At 46.5% G+C, this 21,416-nt stretch carries 25 protein-coding genes; all 25 read left to right on the forward strand.

Features of this window, described 5'->3' with window-relative positions; all coding sequences use genetic code 11:
- Window positions 1-14: 14 nt before the first annotated feature.
- The 25 genes from IGI69_RS00555 to flgL all read left to right on the forward strand — a co-directional run bounded on the left by IGI69_RS00555 (window position 15) and on the right by flgL (window position 21,308).
- On the forward strand, window positions 15-380 hold the full coding sequence (locus tag IGI69_RS00555; RefSeq protein WP_005231716.1) for a flagellar biosynthetic protein FliO: 366 nt from the start codon (window positions 15-17) through the stop codon (window positions 378-380).
- Window positions 377-1,141, forward strand: a complete 765-nt coding sequence (gene fliP / locus IGI69_RS00560; RefSeq protein ID WP_428210745.1) for a flagellar type III secretion system pore protein FliP — start codon at window positions 377-379, stop codon at window positions 1,139-1,141. Before IGI69_RS00555 ends, fliP begins: the two co-directional genes overlap by 4 nt.
- 25 nt (window positions 1,142-1,166) lie before the next feature.
- Window positions 1,167-1,430, forward strand: a complete 264-nt coding sequence (gene fliQ, locus IGI69_RS00565; RefSeq protein ID WP_005226613.1) for a flagellar biosynthesis protein FliQ — start codon at window positions 1,167-1,169, stop codon at window positions 1,428-1,430.
- Between the two features lie 12 nt (window positions 1,431-1,442).
- On the forward strand, window positions 1,443-2,192 hold the full coding sequence (gene fliR / locus IGI69_RS00570; protein ID WP_005232781.1) for a flagellar biosynthetic protein FliR: 750 nt from the start codon (window positions 1,443-1,445) through the stop codon (window positions 2,190-2,192).
- 30 nt (window positions 2,193-2,222) lie between these two features.
- Window positions 2,223-3,290, forward strand: a complete 1,068-nt coding sequence (locus IGI69_RS00575; protein WP_428210746.1) for an EscU/YscU/HrcU family type III secretion system export apparatus switch protein — start codon at window positions 2,223-2,225, stop codon at window positions 3,288-3,290.
- 19 nt (window positions 3,291-3,309) lie between these two features.
- Window positions 3,310-5,385: a flagellar biosynthesis protein FlhA gene (gene flhA / locus IGI69_RS00580; RefSeq protein ID WP_428210747.1), complete on the forward strand. Its 2,076-nt coding sequence runs from the start codon at window positions 3,310-3,312 to the stop codon at window positions 5,383-5,385.
- A gap of 30 nt (window positions 5,386-5,415) precedes the next feature.
- The gene (locus IGI69_RS00585; RefSeq protein ID WP_438739334.1) at window positions 5,416-6,123 is read left to right on the forward strand and encodes a sigma-70 family RNA polymerase sigma factor; all 708 of its coding nucleotides are present in this window, start codon (window positions 5,416-5,418) and stop codon (window positions 6,121-6,123) included.
- A complete protein-coding gene (locus IGI69_RS00590; protein ID WP_061053556.1) occupies window positions 6,120-6,821 on the forward strand; it encodes a flagellar hook-basal body protein in 702 nt (233 codons plus the stop codon). Before IGI69_RS00585 ends, IGI69_RS00590 begins: the two co-directional genes overlap by 4 nt.
- Before the next feature lie 10 nt (window positions 6,822-6,831).
- Window positions 6,832-7,614: a flagellar hook-basal body protein gene (locus tag IGI69_RS00595; protein ID WP_142426403.1), complete on the forward strand. Its 783-nt coding sequence runs from the start codon at window positions 6,832-6,834 to the stop codon at window positions 7,612-7,614.
- A 12-nt stretch (window positions 7,615-7,626) separates the two neighbouring features.
- The gene (locus tag IGI69_RS00600) at window positions 7,627-8,337 is read left to right on the forward strand and encodes a cell division ATP-binding protein FtsE (RefSeq protein WP_005226626.1); all 711 of its coding nucleotides are present in this window, start codon (window positions 7,627-7,629) and stop codon (window positions 8,335-8,337) included.
- 154 nt (window positions 8,338-8,491) lie between these two features.
- Entirely contained in the window at window positions 8,492-9,787 is a 1,296-nt protein-coding gene (locus IGI69_RS00605) for a methyl-accepting chemotaxis protein (protein WP_005226627.1), read from the forward strand.
- Window positions 9,788-9,805: 18 nt separating this feature from the next.
- Complete coding sequence (locus tag IGI69_RS00610) at window positions 9,806-10,309, forward strand: chemotaxis protein CheW (protein ID WP_429967582.1); 504 nt, start codon at window positions 9,806-9,808, stop codon at window positions 10,307-10,309.
- Complete coding sequence (locus IGI69_RS00615; protein WP_005226629.1) at window positions 10,281-10,790, forward strand: chemotaxis protein CheD; 510 nt, start codon at window positions 10,281-10,283, stop codon at window positions 10,788-10,790. The genes IGI69_RS00610 and IGI69_RS00615 overlap by 29 nt, the downstream gene beginning before the upstream one ends.
- A 15-nt stretch (window positions 10,791-10,805) precedes the next feature.
- Window positions 10,806-11,816: a protein-glutamate methylesterase/protein-glutamine glutaminase gene (locus IGI69_RS00620; protein WP_016609024.1), complete on the forward strand. Its 1,011-nt coding sequence runs from the start codon at window positions 10,806-10,808 to the stop codon at window positions 11,814-11,816.
- A 5-nt stretch (window positions 11,817-11,821) separates the two neighbouring features.
- Complete coding sequence (locus IGI69_RS00625) at window positions 11,822-12,595, forward strand: CheR family methyltransferase (RefSeq protein ID WP_128488763.1); 774 nt, start codon at window positions 11,822-11,824, stop codon at window positions 12,593-12,595.
- Between the two features lie 21 nt (window positions 12,596-12,616).
- Entirely contained in the window at window positions 12,617-14,668 is a 2,052-nt protein-coding gene (locus IGI69_RS00630; RefSeq protein WP_010748546.1) for a chemotaxis protein CheA, read from the forward strand.
- Entirely contained in the window at window positions 14,665-15,252 is a 588-nt protein-coding gene (locus IGI69_RS00635; protein ID WP_008376598.1) for a chemotaxis protein CheC, read from the forward strand. The genes IGI69_RS00630 and IGI69_RS00635 overlap by 4 nt, the downstream gene beginning before the upstream one ends.
- A gap of 14 nt (window positions 15,253-15,266) precedes the next feature.
- Window positions 15,267-15,629, forward strand: a complete 363-nt coding sequence (locus IGI69_RS00640) for a response regulator (RefSeq protein WP_003129084.1) — start codon at window positions 15,267-15,269, stop codon at window positions 15,627-15,629.
- Between the two features lie 19 nt (window positions 15,630-15,648).
- Window positions 15,649-16,038, forward strand: a complete 390-nt coding sequence (locus IGI69_RS00645; protein ID WP_005226635.1) for a chemotaxis protein CheW — start codon at window positions 15,649-15,651, stop codon at window positions 16,036-16,038.
- A 17-nt stretch (window positions 16,039-16,055) separates the two neighbouring features.
- Window positions 16,056-17,066 (forward strand): flagellar motor switch protein FliM, encoded by a 1,011-nt coding sequence (gene fliM / locus IGI69_RS00650; RefSeq protein ID WP_005232756.1) that lies wholly within the window; start codon window positions 16,056-16,058, stop codon window positions 17,064-17,066.
- Window positions 17,063-18,121 (forward strand): flagellar motor switch phosphatase FliY, encoded by a 1,059-nt coding sequence (fliY, locus tag IGI69_RS00655; RefSeq protein ID WP_005226637.1) that lies wholly within the window; start codon window positions 17,063-17,065, stop codon window positions 18,119-18,121. The genes fliM and fliY overlap by 4 nt, the downstream gene beginning before the upstream one ends.
- Before the next feature lie 95 nt (window positions 18,122-18,216).
- Window positions 18,217-18,492 carry a flagellar biosynthesis anti-sigma factor FlgM gene (gene flgM / locus IGI69_RS00660; RefSeq protein ID WP_005226638.1) on the forward strand — a complete coding sequence of 92 codons (276 nt, stop codon included), beginning with the start codon at window positions 18,217-18,219 and terminating at the stop codon, window positions 18,490-18,492.
- On the forward strand, window positions 18,493-18,849 hold the full coding sequence (locus IGI69_RS00665) for a hypothetical protein (protein ID WP_008376582.1): 357 nt from the start codon (window positions 18,493-18,495) through the stop codon (window positions 18,847-18,849).
- A gap of 11 nt (window positions 18,850-18,860) precedes the next feature.
- Window positions 18,861-20,384: a flagellar hook-associated protein FlgK gene (gene flgK / locus IGI69_RS00670; protein WP_422705032.1), complete on the forward strand. Its 1,524-nt coding sequence runs from the start codon at window positions 18,861-18,863 to the stop codon at window positions 20,382-20,384.
- A gap of 3 nt (window positions 20,385-20,387) precedes the next feature.
- Window positions 20,388-21,308: a flagellar hook-associated protein FlgL gene (flgL, locus tag IGI69_RS00675; protein ID WP_422705031.1), complete on the forward strand. Its 921-nt coding sequence runs from the start codon at window positions 20,388-20,390 to the stop codon at window positions 21,306-21,308.
- The last annotated feature ends 108 nt before the right edge of the window (window positions 21,309-21,416 follow it).

Consider the following 21,416-nt stretch of genomic DNA (forward strand, 5'->3'; position numbering starts at 1 on the left):
AAAGAGGCATGTTGATGGAAACATTTTTATCGCTGGTCAAAATGATTGGGTTTTTGCTGCTTATTCTTTATTTGATCAACATCAGTTTGAAATATTTGAATCGTTACACGAACCAGCACAATCACCAGCTGCGTATTTTGCAAAAAATCGCCGTCAGCAAGTCGTCTTCGATCGGGATCGTCCAAATCATGGACAAATGTTATGTCATGAGCTTTTCCGAACAGCAAAATCAGATCATCAAAGAGTTGACGCCAGAAGAAACGGCCGCTTTTTTACAGCAAAGCCTAGAAAGCACCCAAGTGCAAGCTGGCAAAGACTTTTCTGAATGGCTCAACAAAGCCAAGGCGGAAATTGCTGGAAAACGAGGCAAGCAAAAATGAAGATCAAAGGCAGAGATATCAAGATCATGGCTGCGGTCCTTTTCAGCAGTCTGATGCTTCCGCAGACGGCATTTGCGCTAGACACGGAAGACGTCAGTTCCACCATTAACAATTTATTGTCGAATGGGAATGGCTCAAGTGATACGATCAATACCTTCTTGTTGCTGACGCTGCTTTCCCTTTTACCAGTCTTGCTGATCATGATGACTTCTTTTACTCGTATCATCATGGTTTTGTCCTTTGTGCGCAGTTCGTTAGGCACACAGCAAAACCCGCCCAATCAAGTGTTGATCGGGTTGGCCTTATTCTTGACATTTTTTATTATGAAACCTGTGTATACCGACGTCTACCAGCAAGCGATTGAACCGTTTGATCGACAAGAGATCAGCCAAGCCGAAGCCTTTGACCGCTCAGAAAAACGGATCAAGGCCTTTATGATGGTACAGACACGGGAAAAAGACATTGCCTTGTTTGCGGAAGCTGATGGGGAGACCCAAAAGTATCATTCTTCTGACGATGTTCCTCTGACCGTTATGGTACCGGCGTTTATTATCAGTGAGTTACGAACGGCTTTCAGTATCGGCTTTTTGATTTTTATCCCCTTTTTGATCATTGATCTGGTCGTCTCCAGTATCTTGATGTCGATGGGGATGATGATGCTGTCGCCGATCATGATCTCACTGCCCTTCAAGATCTTACTATTTGTTTTAGTGGATGGCTGGTATCTGATCGTGGAGTCGCTGATCAAGAGCTTTCAATAGCCGCTAAGAAAGGAGCCAAGAGGAAATGACAGTAGAAATGGTACTTGATGTGCTAAGGGAAGCCTTTCTTCGAATCTTAGCGATATCTGGCCCTGCCTTATTGGTTGGCATGCTCGTTGGATTGGTGATCAGTATTTTTCAAGCCACTACCCAAATCCAAGAACAAACGTTGAGCTTTGTGCCGAAACTATTAGCGATTTTTTTGACCTTGATCTTGGCGGGGAATTTTATGCTGAATCTCTTGTTGAATTTTACCAAAATGATTTTCAAGATGATTGCGGCAATGTAAGGAGGAAACCTGATGGCGCCGATTCAAGCGACGGTGTTGATTTTTTGTCGAATATTGGCGTTTGTCGTCCTTTGTCCGATCTTCTCACAGCAAAATTTTCCGTCACTGGCAAAAATCGTGATCGGCATGGCGTTGACGGTCCTATGTCTGCCGACGGCACCTGCGATTCCCGAGCTTTCCCTCTTTATGCTGACGGTTTTCGTCATCAAGGAAGTACTGTTTGGGATGGCGATGGGCTATTTGAGTCAGCTGGTCTTTACTGGTGTGGAAATTGCGGGGCAACTGATCGACTTTCAAGTAGGCTTTTCGATGGCGCAAGCCTATGATCCGACGTTGCAAATCGCCTCTTCCCAGTATGGCAAAACGTACTATTGGCTGACGATCGCTGTGTTTTTTGGACTTGATCTGCATCATCGACTAATCACAGCACTGCTGTTGTCTTTTCGGATCGTGCCCTTAGGCTCTGTGGTGATCCAAGGCACGACGGTTGAAGGCATCGTCAAACTTTTCAGCCAAATGATGGTGATGGCAGTCAATCTTGCGGCACCAATGATCATTGCGCTGCTGTTGGTGGACCTCGTGCTAGGTGTGATTTCTCGGTCGATTCCCCAAATCAATATTTTGATGATGAGTCTTTCGATGAAAACCGCCATCAGTTTTGTGGTGTTTCTCTTGCTACTACCCAATGTCCTTTCGTACTTAGGCAAACACTTGCCAGATACGGTCCGCTATTTGCAGGAGTTTATCGAGTCCTTTCAATAAAGTAACAGGTAGCCAGCAGGAGGTGAGAAGATGGCAGAAAAAGATGGCAAAACCGAACTACCTAGTGCCAAGCGGCTGCGGGATGCCCGCAAACGCGGGGAGGTCCCTAAGACCCAGGAATTAGCAGCAGCTGTTTCGCTATTGGTCTTCTCGTTTTTGATCCTGTCTTTATGGCAGTTTTTCGCCGCTTCTTTTTTGCCTTATTTTTCCCGAAGTTTGGCGCAGCTGGCTGATTATCAAACCAGTTTGGCGGATCTGCCGAAACTGGGGTTGCAGAGTATCTTGCTGCTGATTTTGTTGTGTGCGCCCGTCTTTCTGGTCGCGCTTGGAGTCGGGCTTATCACGAATTATGCCCAAGTTGGTCTGTTGTTTTCTGGCAAGGCCGTCAAACCAGACTTTAAAAAGCTGAACCCCATCAGCGGGATCAAGCAGCAATTCAGTTTGCGCTCGTTGATGAATTTAGGCAAAACATTGGCGAAATTCGGCGTGATCGTCTACTTGTGCTATCAACAATTTTTAGCCGCCGTCCCTGTTTTACTGGGTTTGAGTGAAGTGGGGTTGGAAAAAACGATCCTGTTCATGCTGCTGCGGGCCAAAGAATTGTTTTTACAGATTTCGATTTTCTTGATCATTTTAGCCGTAGTCGACTACGGCTACCAGCGCTATAGCCATCGTAAGAACTTGATGATGAGCAAGCAGGAAGTCAAAGAAGAGTTCAAGCAAATGGAAGGTGATCCGCAAGTCAAAGCACAGCGCAAAGCGAAGTACCGTGCGATGACCCAAAATGCCATCGCCAACGTCAAAGAAGCGACGGTTTTGATCACCAATCCGACCCACTTCGCCATTGCGATTCGTTACGATGCCAGCAGTGAAGGGGTGCCTCGGGTCTTGGCCAAAGGGGTAGATCAGCTGGCGCAGCGGATGAAAGCAGAAGCCCTGAAAGAAAATATCCCACAGATCGAAAACCGTGAAGTGGCACGGGCCCTTTATCGTCAAGTAGAACCCGGGGATCTGATCCCTGTTGAGATGTATGAAGCCATTGCCGAAATCATCGCTTTGGTCTATCAGTTAGAAGAAAGCCAACGCGGCAAGATTTAAGGAAACAGGAGGAACAAAAATGAATGAGGCTGCCTCAAAACCGAAAAAAGGCATTGGTCTGGCGGATATCTTAATCTCGGTGATCGTCCTAGCTATTATTGGTTTGATTATTATTCCATTACCGAGTGCACTATTAGATATTCTGATCATTATCAATTTGACGATCGCGATCAACATTTTACTGATCACCCTGTTTACCAAATCAGTGTTGGAATTCACTACGTTTCCAACCTTGCTGCTGATCACAACGATGTTTCGGTTAGGTTTGAACCTATCTTCCACTCGGTTGATCTTGACCCAAGGAAATGGCGGACACGTGATCGATGCCTTCGCCAATGTCGTTGCCGGCAGCAATTACATCGTGGGGATCATTTTGTTCGTGATCATCATGGTGGTTCAGCTAGTCGTCGTGACCAATGGTGCAGGGCGTGTCTCCGAGGTAACTGCTCGCTTCACATTGGATGCGATGCCCGGCAAGCAAATGGCGATCGATTCAGACCTAAATGCCGGTTTGATCACGGAAGCGGATGCCCGCAAACGACGAAAAGATCTGCAGCGAGAAGCTGATTTCTTTGGTTCGATGGATGGTGCCAGCAAGTTTGTCAAAGGAGATGCGATCGCAGGGATCTTGATCACTGTCATCAATTTAGTTGGTGGGGCGATCATTTTCTCCATGGGCGGACAAATGACTGTCATGGAAGCCTTCGCCCAATTCGGGAAACTGGCGATCGGGGATGGCTTGGTCAGCTCGATTCCCTCTTTACTGATTTCGATTGCTTCTGGGGTGATCGTGACTCGTTCCGATAACGATAGTTCCTTTGGTTTGGATATTGCAGCAGATGTGATGCGTAATCCCCAACTGTTTCGGATCGTGGGGGCGATTCTCTTCGTTTTAGCCTTAGTTCCCGGGTTTCCTTTTGTGCCTTTTGTGTTGATTGGCTTAGGCCTTTTCGCAGCCAGCTTTCTGGTGACGCAAAAAGAAGAAAAGCAGCGAGTGGAACAAAAACAATGGGAACAAAAACTGGCACTGGAACGCAAAAAAGAAGCACAGGAAGAAGACGATTCCGTGGCTTCCTTCCAAGTGGAACCAATCTCAGTGGAAATCGGTTATGGTCTGATCCCTATCGTGGATAGTTCGATCGACAACAGCTTGATGAACCGCATCGTGGCGATCCGTAAACAGAGTGCTAGAGAATTAGGGATCTTAGTCAGTCCCGTTCGTATTCGCGACAACCTCTACTTGGATGCCAATGATTACGTGATCAAGATCCGCGGCAACGAAGTCGGCCGCGGCGATATTTACCCGAATAAAGTCATGGTGATCAGTCCGAATGAAGAGCCGTTTCCTTTTCAAGGAATCGCAACAAAAGAACCAGCCTTTCATCTGGATGCTATGTGGATCGATGAATCCGATAAAGAGATGGCGGATCTGCAAGGGTTTACGATTATCGAGCCGTTGACCGTGATCGCAACACACTTAAAAGAAATCATCTATGCCCATGCACCAGAGCTGTTAGGTCGCCAAGAAGTCAAGAAATTATTGGAAGGCATCAAAGAGCAGTACAATGTCGTGATCGATGAATTGATCCCCGATATTTTGCGGCTCGGCGAGGTCCAAAAAGTTTTACAAAATTTATTGGATGAACAAATTCCCATCAATGACTTAGCAACGATCTTAGAAACCTTAGCCGATTACGGCGTTGTCACGAAAGACGTAGAAGTTTTGACAGAATATGTCCGCCAAGCATTGAAACGGACGATCGCTGCCAAGTATGCCAATGAGAACCACGAGCTGCAAGTGGCGGTGATCCAGCCGAAACTAGAAGAAATCATCGCTCAAAGTATCCAAAAAACCGCAACTGGCTCGTACCCGGTCTTAAAACCAGATACCGTGACCAAGCTGTTGGATGCCATCAGTGGGATCCAACATGCGGCGATCGCTCAAAATATCAATTTCGTCATTTTGGCATCGCCTAAGATCCGGTTAGCATTCAAAAAAATGATCGTTTTTAATTTCCCAGATATCGCCGTTCTTTCTCTGAATGAGATTCCCAATGAAATTGCGATCGAAACGGTGGGCAGTATTGACATTTAAGCAGAATTTTCTTAGGAAGGGGCATCGCCGATGTATGAAGTCGATCGAGAAGCGGAGATCATCAGGTATCTGCCGCTAGTGGAACGGGTGGTTCAGCGCCTGTCTATCAAAACCGCCGATTATGAATCAGGCGATCTCTACAATATTGGGGTGATTGGGCTGATGGATGCCTTGCGGAAATTCGATCCCTCAAAAAAAGTTCCTTTTGAAAGCTATGCAGCGATTCGCATCAAAGGGGCAATTATTGATGAAGTACGCAAGCACGCCAAAATCTCCCGATACAAAATGGCGGCAGTCAATCAGTTTTATCAAGCGCGGCAAGAGTTGGAGCAAAGCCTCAAAAGAGAAGCGACCGACACCGAGATCTGCAAACAGCTGGGAATCAACCAAAGTCAACTAGCGGATATTTATGAGAGTCTGCACTACTTAGCCAGCGTCTCTTTGGAAGATACCTTGTTTGCTTACCAAGAAGAAGGCATGACCTTAAAAGATATGGTTCGGGATCCAGCCGAAAATGTCGAAGAGACCTTGGTCGCTGAAGAAAAACGCACCGCCTTGGTGGCGTGCATCAAAAAATTAGGGGAACGAGAACAATTGATTTTAAGTTTGTACTATACCGAAGAACTGACGTTAAAAGAAATCGCTGAAATCTTAGAAGTCTCGATTCCGCGAGTTTCACAAATTCACGGCAAAACGATTGCCAAATTGCGCACATTGATTGAGGAGGAACTGGCATGATTCGAGGATTGGATGTCTTATCACGGAACATTTCATTATTACAAAAGCGACAAGAGACGACGAGCGGCAATATTGCCAATGTCAATACAACAGGGTATCAAGCAAAAACTTTGTTCCAGTCGGCGCTAGATGAAGTGGCATTGCATAATTACCAAAGCGGGCCCAATGCGGATACCCGCCGTGATATCGGTGGATTGTCTTTAGGGACCCAATTGGCAGGCAGTACCATCAGTCAAGACCAAGGTGCTGTCAAACAGACCGGACAAGCCAGCGATTTTGCACTGCTTTCCGAAGGCTACTTTGTCGTTCAAAACAATGCGGGGCAGCGGTTGTATACGAGAAATGGCGACTTTACCGTCAATCAGCAGAATCAATACGTGACACAAGAAGGCTATCTTGTCTTGGGTGCCAATGGACAAGCAGTCAGCGCCTTGGGACCAGCGAACTTTCAGATCCAAACATTCCCCCCAGAAGCATTGACTACAGCTGGTCAAAACTATGTGACTAGCAACGCAGCAGGAACCACGGTGAATGCACCCGTGATCCAGCAAGGTGCCTTAGAACAAGCCAATGTAGCGGTTGCCGATGAAATGGTGGCGATGATCCAGACTTCTCGCGAATTTGAAGCCAATCAGAAAGCCTTGAGTTCAACGAATCAGACATTGCAAAAAGCGGTCAACGAATTAGGAAAGATTTGAGGATGAGTCAATGAATATCAGTGGATTATTAGGAATCAGCCGTTCTGGGTTGAATCATTTGCAGACAAACTTAGACACGACAGCCAACAATATCGCCAACGTCAATACCAATGGCTACCAAGCACAAACGACCCACTTTCAAGCATTGATGGAAAATGCCATCGGTGCAGAAGAAACGCTGTTTAATGGCAACGCCGCCCAATATGGTGCGTCAATGGGGGCAAAAGCAACCACGACCACCAGTTTTGCCCAAGGCAATCTGGCGGGAACTGCTCAGCCATTAGATCTCGCGATCCAGGGCAATGGCTTTTTCGGGGTTCGGGACCAAACCGGTCAATTGCTGCTGAGTCGAGCAGGCAATTTTCATTTAAGTGAGAACAAGCAATTAGTCAATAGTGAAGGGTACCCTGTGGCAATGACCACAAACGTACCAACCGCGCAGTGGCCGGATGCGCAGCAAATCGCAATAGATGCCAGCGGTCAGTTGACGACAGAAGAAAATGGTCAGACTCGCGTGTTGGGACAGCTGACCCTTTATCAGCCGACGAATACAGAAAACATCACGCCAGTGGGCAACCAACTGTACAGTGCCGGTGATCAAGCGTTGCTTACTTCGCAAACCAATCCGGCAGCCTTTGGCAGCGTCTTGCAAGGACAGTTAGAACAGTCGACGGTGGATCTAGCGACTTCCATGACAGACTTGTTAACGACCCAGCGTGCGTATGGATTGAATACGAAAGCCATGCAGACAGCTGATGAGATGTGGTCCGTGATCAATCGTTTTACAGATTAGAGGAGAAAGAACATGATTCGCTTAACCAAGGTCAGTAAAAAATTCAGCAATGGCACGTTGGCATTGGCCGATATTTCTGTTGCGATCCCTCAAGGAGAATTTATCTATGTGGTGGGTCCCAGCGGTGCGGGCAAATCGACCTTATTCAAATTGCTCTTGAAAGAAGAAGAGCTTTCGGCTGGTTCTATCCAAGTCGGCAATGTCTTGTTGGAACAACTCAAAGACCGTCATCTCTATATGGTTCGACGACAAGTCGGTATCGTCGGACAAGAAGACCTTTTGCTTCCTTATCTGACGGTTGCCAAAAACGTCGATTATGCGCTGCAAGTACTAGGCACTCCCCGTAAGCTGCGTCAGGAAAAAACCGCCAAAGCACTGCAACTGGTGGGTATGTTTCCTCAAAAGGATCACTATCCTGAGGAGCTTTCCGTGGGACAGCGCAAAAAAGTAGCGATCGCGCGGGCGATCGTCACAGAGCCAGCAGTCTTGATCGCCGATGAGCCCACCGCCAATCTGGATGCCAAATCAGCCGTTGAAGTCATGAAACTGCTCTTGCGGATCAATCAAGTCGGTGCCACGATCCTCTTGGCGACCCACGACAGTACGATGGTCAATACGGTCCGTAATCGGGTGGTCGAGCTGCAAAACGGTCGCTTGGTTCGTGATGAATACCAAGGCGGCTATACGCGCTTTGCTGATCCAAAAGATACATATGTCTGGTGAAGATGCTTAACTTTTCTAGCAAAAGATCCGATTAAAGAACTAGAAGATTGTTTTCATAATCGGATAAAGAAGGAGTGACCTAACGATTATCAAGTGAAGAGCGAATCTTGATAAACAGCACGACTGATCATTTTGTATAGGAAAGGATACTGTTATGAAGAAGAAGGTACAAGCTATCATCAAAAAAATCCGCTTGGCGGCGTTGATTCCGCTAGGGTTTACCCTGATCGTATTATTAGGATGCTATTTCTTCGTGATCCGCACCCACGGAGACGGACAAGCAGCAAAAAGTTTCTTTATTTTTTCAGTGATCGTATTGCTGCTAGAAATCGCAGTGTTAGTAGGAATGACCTATTTGGTAAAAAAAGAGACCCACTCGGGCATGGATACGTTGTTGACAGAACTAGAAGCAGTCGGTTCTGGTGATCTGTCGCATATCGATGAGATCGGCAGCAGCGACCAAACTTCCCTTTTTGGGCAAGTTCAAAATCGTTTTCAAGGGGTTTTAAACACCTTCAAAGCGGTGATCGTTGGCATGCACGAAGAAAGCAGCCGGATGGAAAAAATGGTAGGCGGCCTAACGACAACCTCAAAAAATGCCAAAAATTCAATTGAAAATGTGCGTCAGACGATGAATGCCATCGCAGATGCCACTAGTTCACAAGCCTCCGAAGCGGAACAAACCTCCTTTGATATGGACGAGCTAGCCTTAAGTATCGAAGAGATCCACAAAGAGATCGAATTGATGAACGGCTATGTGGGTCAATCCCAAAGCAGCAATGTCCACAATTCAGAAATGATGTTCCATGTATTTGAAAGCTGGGAGATCGAACGGCAAAACCAAGCGGAATTAGTGGAAAGCATGAACGACATGAACGAAGATGTCCAAAGCATCGGTAAGATCGTTCAGCTGATCAATGATATTTCTGATCAGACCAACTTACTGGCACTGAATGCATCCATCGAAGCAGCTCGAGCTGGAGAAGCGGGCCGAGGGTTTGCCATCGTTGCGGAGGAAGTCCGCAGCTTGGCGGAACAAAGCAGTCAATCAACGAAAAGCATTCGTTCGATCATTGAAACGATCCGCAAAAAATCGGAAAAAGTGGTCTCTGCAGTGACGGATTCCTTTGAAAGCGGCGAAAAACAAACCAACAATATCAACAAAGCGATCGAGTCAGCCAATGAGATCTCTGATATTGTCGAAAAATTGGTTTCAAGTATTCAAGCCGTGGAAGCCCATATTACCGGGATCGTTGAGAAAAAAGACATGGTTCAAGTTTCCGTCAGCAACATTTCGGCAGCTGTTTCGGAAACCTCTGCCGGCACCCAAGAAGTAACGGCAAACTTAGAGGACTTCTACTTAGTCATCGAAGACTTTGAGCGGAATGTGCAAGAGATCGAAACGATCGCCACTATCCTTAAATTCCAAGTGGATAGTTTCAAATTCTAAAAAGGAGCAGTGACGCCAATGGAACAATACGTTGTATTTAAAAGTCATCAACAACTCTTTGCCTTGCGTATCGACTATGTGGTACGGGTCATTGAGGCTGCTCCTTTTACACAGCTGCCAGAAGTGGCAGATTTCGTGCTGGGAATCCAGCCTTTTGAAGAGGCAATGGTGCCGATCATTGACATCCGCAAAAAGCTGTTTGATGAATTTACGCCGGAAACTGGGCAAAATGTGGTCTTGTTGTGTCACTGGCAAGAGCAAGCGATCGGCCTTTACGTGGAAGAGATCGTCGGCATTTTACCGCTAGTTGAAAGTCCCAGCAATGCGGAATTAAATACGTCAGGACTCAAGCAAAACTATATCGAAGCCTTTTTGGAAAAAGACGATGAACTTGTGCTGGCATTGGAACTGCCATTTCTCTTCAGCTATGAACAAGCCGCTGAGATGACGGCTGAGTTAGACGCCTATCAGACAGAGGAATTGGCAGCCGCCAATGACGATGACAATGATGACCGTGAATGAGGAACTGCATGTGGGGATCTCGGAGTATAAGATCGCCCAAGCGCCAACGCGTTTGATCACGGTGGGTTTAGGTTCTTGCATCGGCACGATCATTTACGATGAAGCCAGTCATATCGGCGGCTTGAGTCATATTATGCTGCCAGATAGTCAGCCTTTTTTGCACAAGCGGGAAATCAAGCCCGAGAAGTTTGCGGATTTGGCATTGCCGGCGATGGTGGCTGAGCTGGAACAAAAGATCCGTCGGCCTCGCTTTCAAGCGAAAATCGTTGGCGGCGCCAATATGTTTCAGTTCCAGACGCTTAACGCTGCCAGCAATATTGGCCAGCGCAATATTGAAGCCGTCGAGGAAGTCTTGGCTCGCCTAAACATTCCGATCGTAGCCAAACATGTTGGCGGCAGCGCTGGTCGAACGATGATCGTGGATCTTCAGGATTTCAAGACCATGGTTCGGCAAGTCAAACAAGAAATCGTTTATTTGTAAAAGGAGTACAGGGACATGAAAAAAGTAATGATCGTCGATGATTCGGCATTCATGCGGAAAGTAGTGACAGATTTATTGAATCAGCTGCCTGATATCGAGGTGACCGTCGCTGCCCGCAATGGCAAACAAGCATTGGACTATCTGACCAAAGAAGCGATCGATTTGGTAGTAATGGATGTGGAAATGCCAGTGATGAACGGATTAGAGACCTTGCGGAGGATGAAACAGCAATCAGCCATTCCCGTCATCATGCTTAGTTCATTAACCAATCAAGAAACCACGATTGAGGCTTTGGCGCTTGGCGCCCGAGATTTTGTGGAAAAACCCGTCAGTCTATCGATGATCGAAAAAGAATGGATCGCTGAATTTCATCAAAAGATTTTGGCGATGGATCATGAAGTCGGTACGGTTCACCCGCCAGTACCAACGATTGCCCAGCCCACTAAGCTGACACAAAACAGCTTGCCGGTATCACTTGATGCGCTAGTCATTGGTGCTTCAACAGGCGGCCCCCGTGCTTTGCTGGGAATTATTCGCCGTCTGCCTGCACGTTTGCGTTGCCCGATTTTGATCGTTCAGCATATGCCAGCGGGCTTCACGGCTTCCTTTGCAAAACGCTTAGACACAGAGACAACCGTCCGAGTACAAGAAGCAGTCGACGGCATGCGGATCGAAAATCAAGTGTATCTTTGTCCAGGGGATTACCACATGACGGTCCAACAAGGGCACCTGCAGCTGGACCAGCGAGAAAAACGGCATGGGACGCGGCCAACCGTCGATTATCTTTTTTCCTCAGCAGCTGACTACTATGGCCCGCAACTAGCGGCAGTGGTTTTGACGGGGATGGGAAAAGACGGCACCGCTGGCTTACGACAGATCCAAGCGGCTGGGGGCTATACGATCGTTCAAGACAAAGAAACGTGTACAGTCTTTGGGATGCCGCGGTATGCCATTGAACAAGGAGTCGTAGATGAAGTCCTGCCATTGCAGGGCATTGAAGCAAAAATTGCACAGATGGTCAGGTGAAGAAGATGGAAGAAGAATTTGCCTTATTTAATGCGTGGGTGGATCGCCGATTAGGGATTCCCTTAGCCGCATACAAAGAAAATCAAATGCAGCGCCGCATTCTTACGATCATGGAAAACAGCGGGGCAAAAACGTTGAGGGAGTACCAGCAATTGATCGAAGGCGATGACGGGGTGCGGGCGGCTTTTTTAGCCCATATCACCATTAACGTAACGGAATTTTATCGCAACAAAGAACTGTTTGACGCCTTTGAACGCGTCTTGAAAACCATTGTTCTCCCGAAAACCACGCTGCCCAAAATTTGGAGTGCCGCATGTTCGATTGGGGCAGAACCCTATACGATCGCGATGCTGCTAGAAAAAAACCAAATTGCCGCAGCCAATGTCTTGGCTACCGATATCGATACGCAAATTTTGGCAAAAGCCAAGCAAGGACTCTATCGAGACCACGAATTGCGGAATGTCTCAGCGGCAGAACGTACCCGTTTTTTTGATGCAAAAGAAAAGAACCAGTATCAGATCAAAGCGGAAATCAAACGGCGGGTTCATTTTAAGCAACACGATCTTTTGAAAGACCCGTACAATGGGCCTTTTGATGTGATCGTTTGCCGCAATGTGACGATTTATTTCAAAAGTGATGCTCGGGATGCCGTCTATCAAAAATTCAGCGATGCATTGGTCCCAGGGGGCATTTTGTTTACGGGAGCGACAGAAACGATCAATTTTGCGGAACAATTCGGCCTCAAGAAAATCGATTCGTTTATCTATCAAAAAGTATAATTTTGTAAAGGAGGGACCCATTTGGATGACAATAGTGTCTATCGTACCCTTTTCTTTGAAGAAACAGACGATCATTTAGCACAGTTGAATGATCATGTCTTGCAATTGGAAAACGATCCAAAAGATAGCGCCTTGCTGAATGATATTTTCCGTTCTGCCCATACCCTTAAAGGGATGGCGGCAACGATGGGCTATGACGTCATGACGCAGCTGACCCATAAAATGGAAAATATTTTTGAGTTATTTAAAACTGGGACCTTGCAAGTGACCCAGCAATCGATCTCATTGATTTTCAAATGTCTGGATCGCCTGTCAGAACTTGTGGAGGACTTGCGGGAAGAACGCGACCTGCAGCCAGCTCAAATTGCCGATTTATTGGCCGAACTTGACCAAACGGAACATTCTGGCGGTATATCAACCGAGACAGAAGCAAGCCAAAACCCCACCGCAGTGGGCGCGTTAACCCCACAGCTTCAACAGATCGATCCTTCTGATCTGTATGTGATCGAGCAAGCGGCTGGAGATGGCTATCAAGCGGTCCAAATTGCTGTTCGCTTAGATGCCCAATCCATGTTAAAAGGTGCTCGTGCCTTCTTGATCATGGAAAAGCTTGGCCAAGCAGGGGATGTTCTTTATACAGAACCAGATGCCCAAACACTCGAAGAAGGCACCTTTGAATCAGATTTTTCACTGCTGTATTTGACGCAGCAAACACTGGCTGATGTCGAGCAAAACATCGCCAGCAATAGTGAGATCGAAGCCTTCGTGGTGGCACCGTTTGATCCATCAGCCGCTGTGTTGGAGGAGGCAGAAGAGCTGCTTCAACCAGTGCCGACCCCAGAGTCAGAGACTTCTGCTCTTCAACAAGCGACAACAGAAACGAAAGAAAAATCGCCGGCACCCGCGCATCATGCGTCCGCCCAAAATCAATCGATTCGAGTCGACTTGAATCGCTTAGATTCATTCTTGGATCTCGTGTCCGAATTGGTGGTCTATCGCAATCAATTAGAAGATGTCAGTGAGCGGGAAAACATCGAAGCAGTCAAAGACCCCTTAGAGCAAGTTTCACGATTGACCTCTGAGCTGCAAGATTTGGTCTTGCGGATCCGCATGCAGCAAGTCAATGTCGTCTTCAGTCGCTTTCCGCGAATGGTTCGGGACTTATCCAATGAACTGCAAAAGGAAATGGAACTTGTCATTTTTGGGGAAGAAACGGAATTGGATAAAACAGTGGTTTCTGAGTTGAGTGAACCTCTGGTCCATCTGTTGCGTAATTCTGTCGATCACGGCATCGAAGCACCCGATGTTCGGGAAAAACTGGGCAAACCGCGCAAGGGCACGATTCGTTTGGCGGCCTACCAAGAAGGCAATCGCGTAATCATTACTTTAGAGGATGATGGCAAAGGCCTTGATCCGCAAGTAATCAAAGCAAGTGCTGAAAAGAAAGGCTTAGCAACGGAAGGTCTTTCCGATGAAGCGTTGCAGCAGCTGATTTTCCATCCTGGTTTTTCAACGGCACAAGAAGTGACTAACATTTCTGGGCGCGGTGTCGGGATGGATGCCGTGCAATCCAAGATCACCCAACTAGGGGGCACGATCGAAATGAAGAGTCAGCCAAATAAAGGCACGCAGTTTGTGATCAAATTGCCATTGACTCTGTCGATCATTCAAGCGTTGATGGTTCGCGTCGGAGCAGAAACCTTTGCGATCCCACTAAATCTCGTCGAACGCGTGGTGATGGTCAAAGAAGAAGAGATCATCCAGACGGTCTCGGATGAGGTCTATCGTTTTCAAGAGGAGTTGATTCCCTTGGTTCGGACCGATCAACTCTTAGCGATCGAAGGCGATCCATCTGAGAAAAAATTCGCCATCATCGTCAACAATGACCAGCAATTTCACGGTATTTTGGCAGATGAGCTGATCGGCCAGCAAGAAATCGTCATCAAGAAAATCGATCCGCTGCTGCAAAAGCTGAATCGCTATCAAGGAGCAACGATTATGGGCAACGGCTCGATCGCATTGATCCTAGACATTCATGCCATCTGTCAGGAAAAAAAGGATGACCGCTTATGAGTTATACAGCGCTGCAAATCGATGGCCTAAAAGAACTGATCAATATCGGCGGTGGTCACGCTGCGACTAGTTTATCAAAGCTCGTCCAACAACCGATCGATATGCGGGTACCGGAAGTCGAGATTCTAGCGTATGAGGACCTGTATCAGCAGATCATGGCGGAAGACAAAGAAGTTCATGTGGTGATGAGCCAGATCGAAGGGGCGTTTCGAGGGATCTTCTTGTTTGTCTTAACGGATGAATCCGCCGCAAAATTGCGTCAGTTGATGATCCAAGAAATCGATCCGTCTGAAGAATTGAAGCAATCGGTCATCAACGAGTTGACTAACATTCTTACCAATTCTTTTTTGATCGCGATCGGCCAACTATTGGAAACTCAGCTGAGTGCGTCTTTACCAAGCGCCAGCTATGATTTCTTTGGCGCAGCGATCAGCTCCATCTATCTGGCGATGGCCCAGTATGATGAGCAGGTGATGGTGATTCGTAATGAGTTCGTCTACGCCAAAGAAACATTAGAGGCATCGTTATTTTTGATTCCAGAAATCGGTGTACTAGAAAACATATTTGATTCATTAGGAATTTGAAAGGGGCAAATACAATGTCAAAAAAAGTATTGATCGTGGATGATGCGGTATTTATGCGCATGAAATTAAAGGATATTTTAGAAAAAAACGGCTATGAAGTCGTGGGGGAAGCCCAAAATGGCCAAGAGGCTTTTGAAAAATACCAAGCAACGACACCAGACTTAGTGACCATGGATATCACGATGCCAGAAGTGGATGGCTTAGAGGCATTAAAAATGATCCGCACGTTTGATGCGCAGGCCAAAGTCGTAATGTGCAGTGCCATGGGACAACAAGGAATGGTGATGGATGCGATTCGCGCCGGTGCGGTGGACTTTATCGTGAAGCCCTTTGACACGGACCGCGTAATCACTGCCATCGACAAAGCCTTTGCCTAATGCCTAGGAGGATAGCGACATGCAGATGATTCTTTTCAAAATGGCTCAGCAGTACTATTTGATCTCGGCGGACTCGGTGGACGAGGTCATTGATGCCCCTTCCTTTACGAAGGTGCCCCTAGCACCAGAGTGGGTGGAAGGGCTGATCAATCTGCGGGGGTCTGTCGTAACGGTGATTCGTTTGGCAAAATTGATTCCCATCATGGAACCAGCCTACGAAAAAAACATATTGATCATGAAGAAGCAAGAGGAGACCAAAGGGGTCCTCGTAGAAGAAGTAATTGAAGTTCTTGATATCACCGAAGACGATATCCAACTAAGCAATCAAGAGACAGAACATGCCGTTGGGGTCGTGACGATCGGTGAAAAAGTAGCCAGTGTGATTCAAATCGATCACATGATTTTTTAAAAAAATGGGGGATTAGTGTGGATCAGGTATTGACGCAGCAAGAGATTGATTTATTGTTGAATGCGATGAGCAGCGGAGAGATCGATCAAGAAATTATTGAGATAGAAGACAAACAAGCCAAAGTGAAAGCCTACGATTTTCGCCGACCAACAAAGCTGTCGAAAGAATACGTCAATACCCTGCACATGATCTTCGAGGATTTCTCGAAGATGAGCAGCAGCATGCTTTCTACCCAACTGCGAACCAATGTTTCTTTGCAGTTGGCAGCTATCGAACAAGTCAGTTATGACGAATTTATCCATTCGATACCAAAATTTACTTTGTTGGGGCTCTTTCATTCTCAGCCTTTGAGCGGGATCCAGATGATCGAGATGAACCCACAACTGTGTATGATGTTGGTGGAATTGTTGTGCGGCGGCTTGGATGTCTATCAAAACAAGCCGATCGAAATGGATTTTAGCGAGAAAAAAAGTTTTACTGATATTGAAACAGCAATCTTGGAAGAAGTGGTGGCACAATTTGTACGGGTCTACCAAAATGTTTGGAAGGACATCGTTGCCTTGGATTCGGTTTTGGATGGAATCGATACGAATCCGCAATTGATGCAAAACATGTCGCCCAACGAACCCGTCGTGTTAGTGACCTTTACTATCAAAATTTTTGAAGTGAAACATTTTATCAATCTATGTATTCCCTATGTCTTCTTTGAAGGGATCATTGATAAATTAAGTTTCCGCAATTGGTTTGATAGCAATCAGCCAGTCAACCAAGACGATAGCCGCGAGTTGCAAAAAAGTTTGAATGGCGTCGGTTTGAATTTAGAAGTTCTGCTGGGCCATGCTCAAATGAGTCTTTCTGAGTTTCTCCACTTAGAAGAAGGCGATGTCATCAAACTAGACAAAAAAATTACTGAACCATTGGAGACTTTCATCGATGGAAAACCTTACTTCCGAGCAAAACCTGGGAAGCAAGAGGACCGTTTAGCCATTGAATTATTAGACAAGTTAGAAGAGGAGCAAGAACTATGAGTGAACGTTTATCCCAAGCAGAAATCGATGCATTGTTGAATCAAAGTGCCCCAGCCCAGCCGCAAGGATTAGAAGAGCAAGTCAAAGTCGACATTATCGGCGAAGTTGGCAATATCTCCATGTCGCAAGCGGCGACGACGTTGTCTTCCATTCTTGATCGTCGGGTCAGCATCACGACTCCCCGAGTGTCTAAAATCAAATTTGGTGAGATCTTAAACGACCTCGTTGCACCAAAAGTAGCGACGACAGTTGAATTTAAAGAAGGCCTTTTAGGCAGTAATTTGATGCTATTAGAAGTCAAAGATGCCATCGTGATCGCCGATTTGATGATGGGTGGAACTGGTGAAACCAGCAACACTCAATTTACGGAATTAGAGCTAAGTGCTGTGGCAGAAGCTATGAACCAAATGATTGGGACTGCCTCGACTTCGATGGCAACGATGATCAGCCGCAAAGTGGATATCTTGCCGCCGATCGTCAAACTATGGGAGACACCAGAAAACATTGAGTATAGCGGGATCGAGGCAGAGGAAGAGATTTACTGTATCTCATTTTCTTTGCGCGTCGAAGGTTTGATCGAAAGCAAAATCATGCAGATCTTTACGGATCCTGTGGTCAACGATATCGCCAGTGCGATGCTGTCCGATGAAGCGACTGTCGTTACTCGGGAAACACCAACACCGCAGCCAACGGCACCCGTTGCTGCACCTACGCCAGAACCAGCGGCTGCATCAAAGCCCGTGGAAGTCAGCAAACCTGCGTTTCAAACATTAGCCTCCAGCGGAGTGAGCGATGGGGATAATTTAGACTTGATTCTTGATGTGCCATTGGATCTAAGTGTCGTGTTAGGCCGCAGCAAAAAAACTATTAAGGACATTTTATCTTTCAATACGGGGTCCGTCATCGAGCTGGAAAAACTGACGGATGAACCGCTAGAGATTTTGTTGAACGGCAAGCTGATCGCCACTGGGGAAGTCGTGGTCATCAATGAAAACTTCGGTGTGCGGATCACCAACATTCTTTCGCAAAAACAACGCATCCACAATTTGCATTAATTTGGAGAAATCGCAAAAAGTTAAACATATGGGTTTAACTTTTTTGTGATTTGACCGATAGTAGAGGGTAGAAGAATGAGAACGGAGGAGAACCTATGAAAATCGAAAGAGGTTACGCAGAATACAGCGACAAGGCCATCAAACGTGAAGCGGTCAAACAAGAAAAGCCATCTGCTGCTCAGACAGAAAAAACCGTCGATGTTCAATTGTCCGAAACAGCTCAAGCCATTCAAAAGAGTGCCAATCAAACAGCCAGTCGTAGTGAGCGAGTGGCAGAATTGAAACGAGCGATTAAAGAAGGCACCTACCAAGTATCTGCCGAAACAATCGCCGATAAAATGCTGCAGCAAGATGAAAAGCAGGTCGACTAGATGACAGAACGGGAATTTGAGCGTCAGCTTCAGCAGTTCTTGCGGTTGCTGCAAAAAGAAAAGACCTGCTTGATCAAAAATCAAGCAGAAAAATTACCAGAACTCGTCGAGAAAAAAACCGCCTTCGTACCCGTTTTTTCCACGTATGAAGGAACTCTTTCAGGGGCGATCAAAGAACTCATCCGCCAGATCCAAGTGCAGCAAGCCGAGAATCTCCTGCTGACGGAACAAGCCATTAGTTTCCAAACCGTTTTGATGGATGCAGTCAAAGAAAATATCAAGACACCGGCAAATACGTATTCGAAATACCAAGAAAAACAAGCTGTCTCAACAGCGATCATCGATCAAAAAATGTAAGGAGTACTTCTATGACAGGACTATTTGGTTCATTAGGCACCGCAACCCGGGGCATGACCGCCAATCAAGCAGCGTTGCAAACCAGCAGCCATAACATTGCAAATACCAATACAGACGGCTACTCAAGACAACGAGTCAACTTGCAAGCCGAAGCGTCTTATCATTTAGCGGGTGTCGGCAGCATCGGTATGGGTGTGAAAGTCGGCAGTGTCGAACGGATCGTCGATGATTTTGTCATTGGACAAGTACGCAATGCCAATTCTACCTATACATATTATGAACAAAAAGCAGACATATTAGGACAGCTGGAAAGTTTAATGAATGAGCCTTCTGACAACGGACTGTCCAAACAGCTGGCAACGATGTTTGATTCTTGGACCGCATTAGCCAACAATCCTGAACTGGATACGTCTAAGACCCTTGTGCTGGAAAACAGCAGTACGTTTGCCGATACCATCAACCAAATGGGCAAACAAATGACGCAGCTGCAAAGCGATACGCTGGATACCATCGAAAAATCCGCGCTGGACTTCAATGAGAAGGTCAAACAGCTACAATCCTTGAATGAACAGATCTATGGGTTGACGACAAGTGGTGAGACACCCAATGATCTTTTAGATCGTCGAGACAGTCTGTTGAAAGATCTCTCGGGTCTGGCAGGGATCGAAACCAAGACCGATCAGTATGGCCGTGGGTTTGTATCCATGAGCGGACAGACGATTTTAAGTGCGGAGGAACGCAATACCCTTAGTGTGGTGGTGGGACAAAGCGACACAGGCGCCTTGGTTTCCAAAGACGGCAACGCCTTGAATCCTGCCGAAACCATCACAGGGTCTTATCCAGCTGGAACCGTCTTGTTGACGAAAACCACCGACAATGGCGAAACCGCCTATACAGAATTGCCAATCAAAGAAGGCGCGATCGGAGGCCTGCAAGCATCATCTGGGGAGATCGGCAGCCGCTTGACGGAATTGAACAACTTTACGTCGACGATCGCGCAAGCCATGAACATGGTCTTTACTGGCGGCGCTTCTCGTACAAGCGGACTATTTGAGATCGGCCAAGATGATACTGGTACAGCGACGACGATTCGGGTCAGCCAAGCACTGTTAGATAACCCAAGTCTGGTGACCGGCGGAACGAGCAATGCAGCAGGAGATGGTTCAAGAGCTGCTGCAATGGCGAAACTCAGCAGTGCCAAATTGGACTTCCCGTTGTCAGAAAAGACGATCGCTTCTTTTGATTCTGAGACATTGACGTTTGCCAATGCAGCATCTGGCATGAGTGTCAGCAGCTATTTTAACAGCATCGTCACCAAAAACGGGATCTCAAAACAGCAAGCCGACAATACGGTCAGTGCCCAATTGTCGCTGCTGAATCAACTAGAATACAAAAATCAATCGGTGTCTGGGGTTTCATTAAATGAAGAAATGTCAGATGTGATTCGTTTCCAACAAGGATTTCAGGCCAATGCCCGCATATTATCGGTCGTTTCTGAAATGTTAGACACATTGATCAATCGAACAGGAGTGTAGACCATGCGTATTTCCAATTCAATCACCTACAATGATTTTTTACGAAATCTAGGAACCAACGCCTCCAAAGTCCAATCCACGTTGAATCAGCTATCGAGCTTAAAAGAAGTCAGCAAGTCCTCGGATAATCCGCTGCTGGTTTCAAAAATCATGGATCTCAATGTGTCGTTAAATCAAAACAAAACCTACAACAATACGATCAAAGACAGTATTTCTTGGACAAAAGCCCAAGATTCTGCTTTAGAAAGCGTCAGTACCTCGATGCTGCGGATTCGCTCGTTGGTTCAATCTTCTGCCAATGCGACAGCTGGCAGTGAGGAATTAGGGGCAAATCGTTCAGAGATCGAGCAAGAGATCGAAGGCATCGTTGAATCATTAAATACTAACTTTGATGGCCGCTATCTATTTAGCGGAACGAATACGACGACGGCGCCTTTTGAGATCATCAAAGAAAATGACGCCATCGTCGGTATTAAATACAATGGCACCAGCGAAGACTTGCCGCGAGAAATCGCAAATGGGGTCTCGGTGGATCTGTTAGCCAGCGGTGATCGTCTGATGAACGAGACGGGCACAGCTGCGGATCCCCAAAATTTAAGCACCTATTTCAATGATTTGTTGTCTGCGTTACGCAGTGATGATAAAGATGCCTTAGGAGGCGAGCTTTTAACCGCTCATGACCAGCATGCCACTAATGTGGTGAATGTACGGGCGCAGATCGGCACCCTCTACAATCGCTTGGAGGCGGCAGCTGATCGAAATGAGACGGAAAAGCTGAACTTGACCGAAACACTGTCCAACAAACAAGACGTCGATATTGCGGAAAAGTATATGGAATATCAAAATCAAATGACTGCCTACCGTTCAACATTAGCGATGGGAACAAAGATCATGCAGATGTCCATTCTAGATTATTTAAATTAACCCAAAAACTTTTGTTCTTTGCTGAGAGCAAAAGTTTTTTATTTTTTTTAGAAAAAAGGCTTAACCCTGAACGGTTTCTTCCGATAAATAGTAGCAGAGGGAAACCTT

The organism is Enterococcus sp. DIV1083b (genome assembly GCF_051713705.1).
GTDB lineage: Bacteria > Bacillota > Bacilli > Lactobacillales > Enterococcaceae > Enterococcus_D > Enterococcus_D casseliflavus.

Coding starts and splice junctions, on each gene's coding strand:
- IGI69_RS00555 (WP_005231716.1), top strand. CDS start 15: ATGGAAACATTTTTATCGCTGGTCAAAATGATTGGGTTTTTGCTGCTT.
- fliP (WP_428210745.1), top strand. CDS start 377: ATGAAGATCAAAGGCAGAGATATCAAGATCATGGCTGCGGTCCTTTTC.
- fliQ (WP_005226613.1), top strand. CDS start 1,167: ATGACAGTAGAAATGGTACTTGATGTGCTAAGGGAAGCCTTTCTTCGA.
- fliR (WP_005232781.1), top strand. CDS start 1,443: ATGGCGCCGATTCAAGCGACGGTGTTGATTTTTTGTCGAATATTGGCG.
- IGI69_RS00575 (WP_428210746.1), top strand. CDS start 2,223: ATGGCAGAAAAAGATGGCAAAACCGAACTACCTAGTGCCAAGCGGCTG.
- flhA (WP_428210747.1), top strand. CDS start 3,310: ATGAATGAGGCTGCCTCAAAACCGAAAAAAGGCATTGGTCTGGCGGAT.
- IGI69_RS00585 (WP_438739334.1), top strand. CDS start 5,416: ATGTATGAAGTCGATCGAGAAGCGGAGATCATCAGGTATCTGCCGCTA.
- IGI69_RS00590 (WP_061053556.1), top strand. CDS start 6,120: ATGATTCGAGGATTGGATGTCTTATCACGGAACATTTCATTATTACAA.
- IGI69_RS00595 (WP_142426403.1), top strand. CDS start 6,832: ATGAATATCAGTGGATTATTAGGAATCAGCCGTTCTGGGTTGAATCAT.
- IGI69_RS00600 (WP_005226626.1), top strand. CDS start 7,627: ATGATTCGCTTAACCAAGGTCAGTAAAAAATTCAGCAATGGCACGTTG.
- IGI69_RS00605 (WP_005226627.1), top strand. CDS start 8,492: ATGAAGAAGAAGGTACAAGCTATCATCAAAAAAATCCGCTTGGCGGCG.
- IGI69_RS00610 (WP_429967582.1), top strand. CDS start 9,806: ATGGAACAATACGTTGTATTTAAAAGTCATCAACAACTCTTTGCCTTG.
- IGI69_RS00615 (WP_005226629.1), top strand. CDS start 10,281: ATGACGATGACAATGATGACCGTGAATGAGGAACTGCATGTGGGGATC.
- IGI69_RS00620 (WP_016609024.1), top strand. CDS start 10,806: ATGAAAAAAGTAATGATCGTCGATGATTCGGCATTCATGCGGAAAGTA.
- IGI69_RS00625 (WP_128488763.1), top strand. CDS start 11,822: ATGGAAGAAGAATTTGCCTTATTTAATGCGTGGGTGGATCGCCGATTA.
- IGI69_RS00635 (WP_008376598.1), top strand. CDS start 14,665: ATGAGTTATACAGCGCTGCAAATCGATGGCCTAAAAGAACTGATCAAT.
- IGI69_RS00640 (WP_003129084.1), top strand. CDS start 15,267: ATGTCAAAAAAAGTATTGATCGTGGATGATGCGGTATTTATGCGCATG.
- IGI69_RS00645 (WP_005226635.1), top strand. CDS start 15,649: ATGCAGATGATTCTTTTCAAAATGGCTCAGCAGTACTATTTGATCTCG.
- fliY (WP_005226637.1), top strand. CDS start 17,063: ATGAGTGAACGTTTATCCCAAGCAGAAATCGATGCATTGTTGAATCAA.
- flgM (WP_005226638.1), top strand. CDS start 18,217: ATGAAAATCGAAAGAGGTTACGCAGAATACAGCGACAAGGCCATCAAA.
- IGI69_RS00665 (WP_008376582.1), top strand. CDS start 18,493: ATGACAGAACGGGAATTTGAGCGTCAGCTTCAGCAGTTCTTGCGGTTG.
- flgK (WP_422705032.1), top strand. CDS start 18,861: ATGACAGGACTATTTGGTTCATTAGGCACCGCAACCCGGGGCATGACC.
- flgL (WP_422705031.1), top strand. CDS start 20,388: ATGCGTATTTCCAATTCAATCACCTACAATGATTTTTTACGAAATCTA.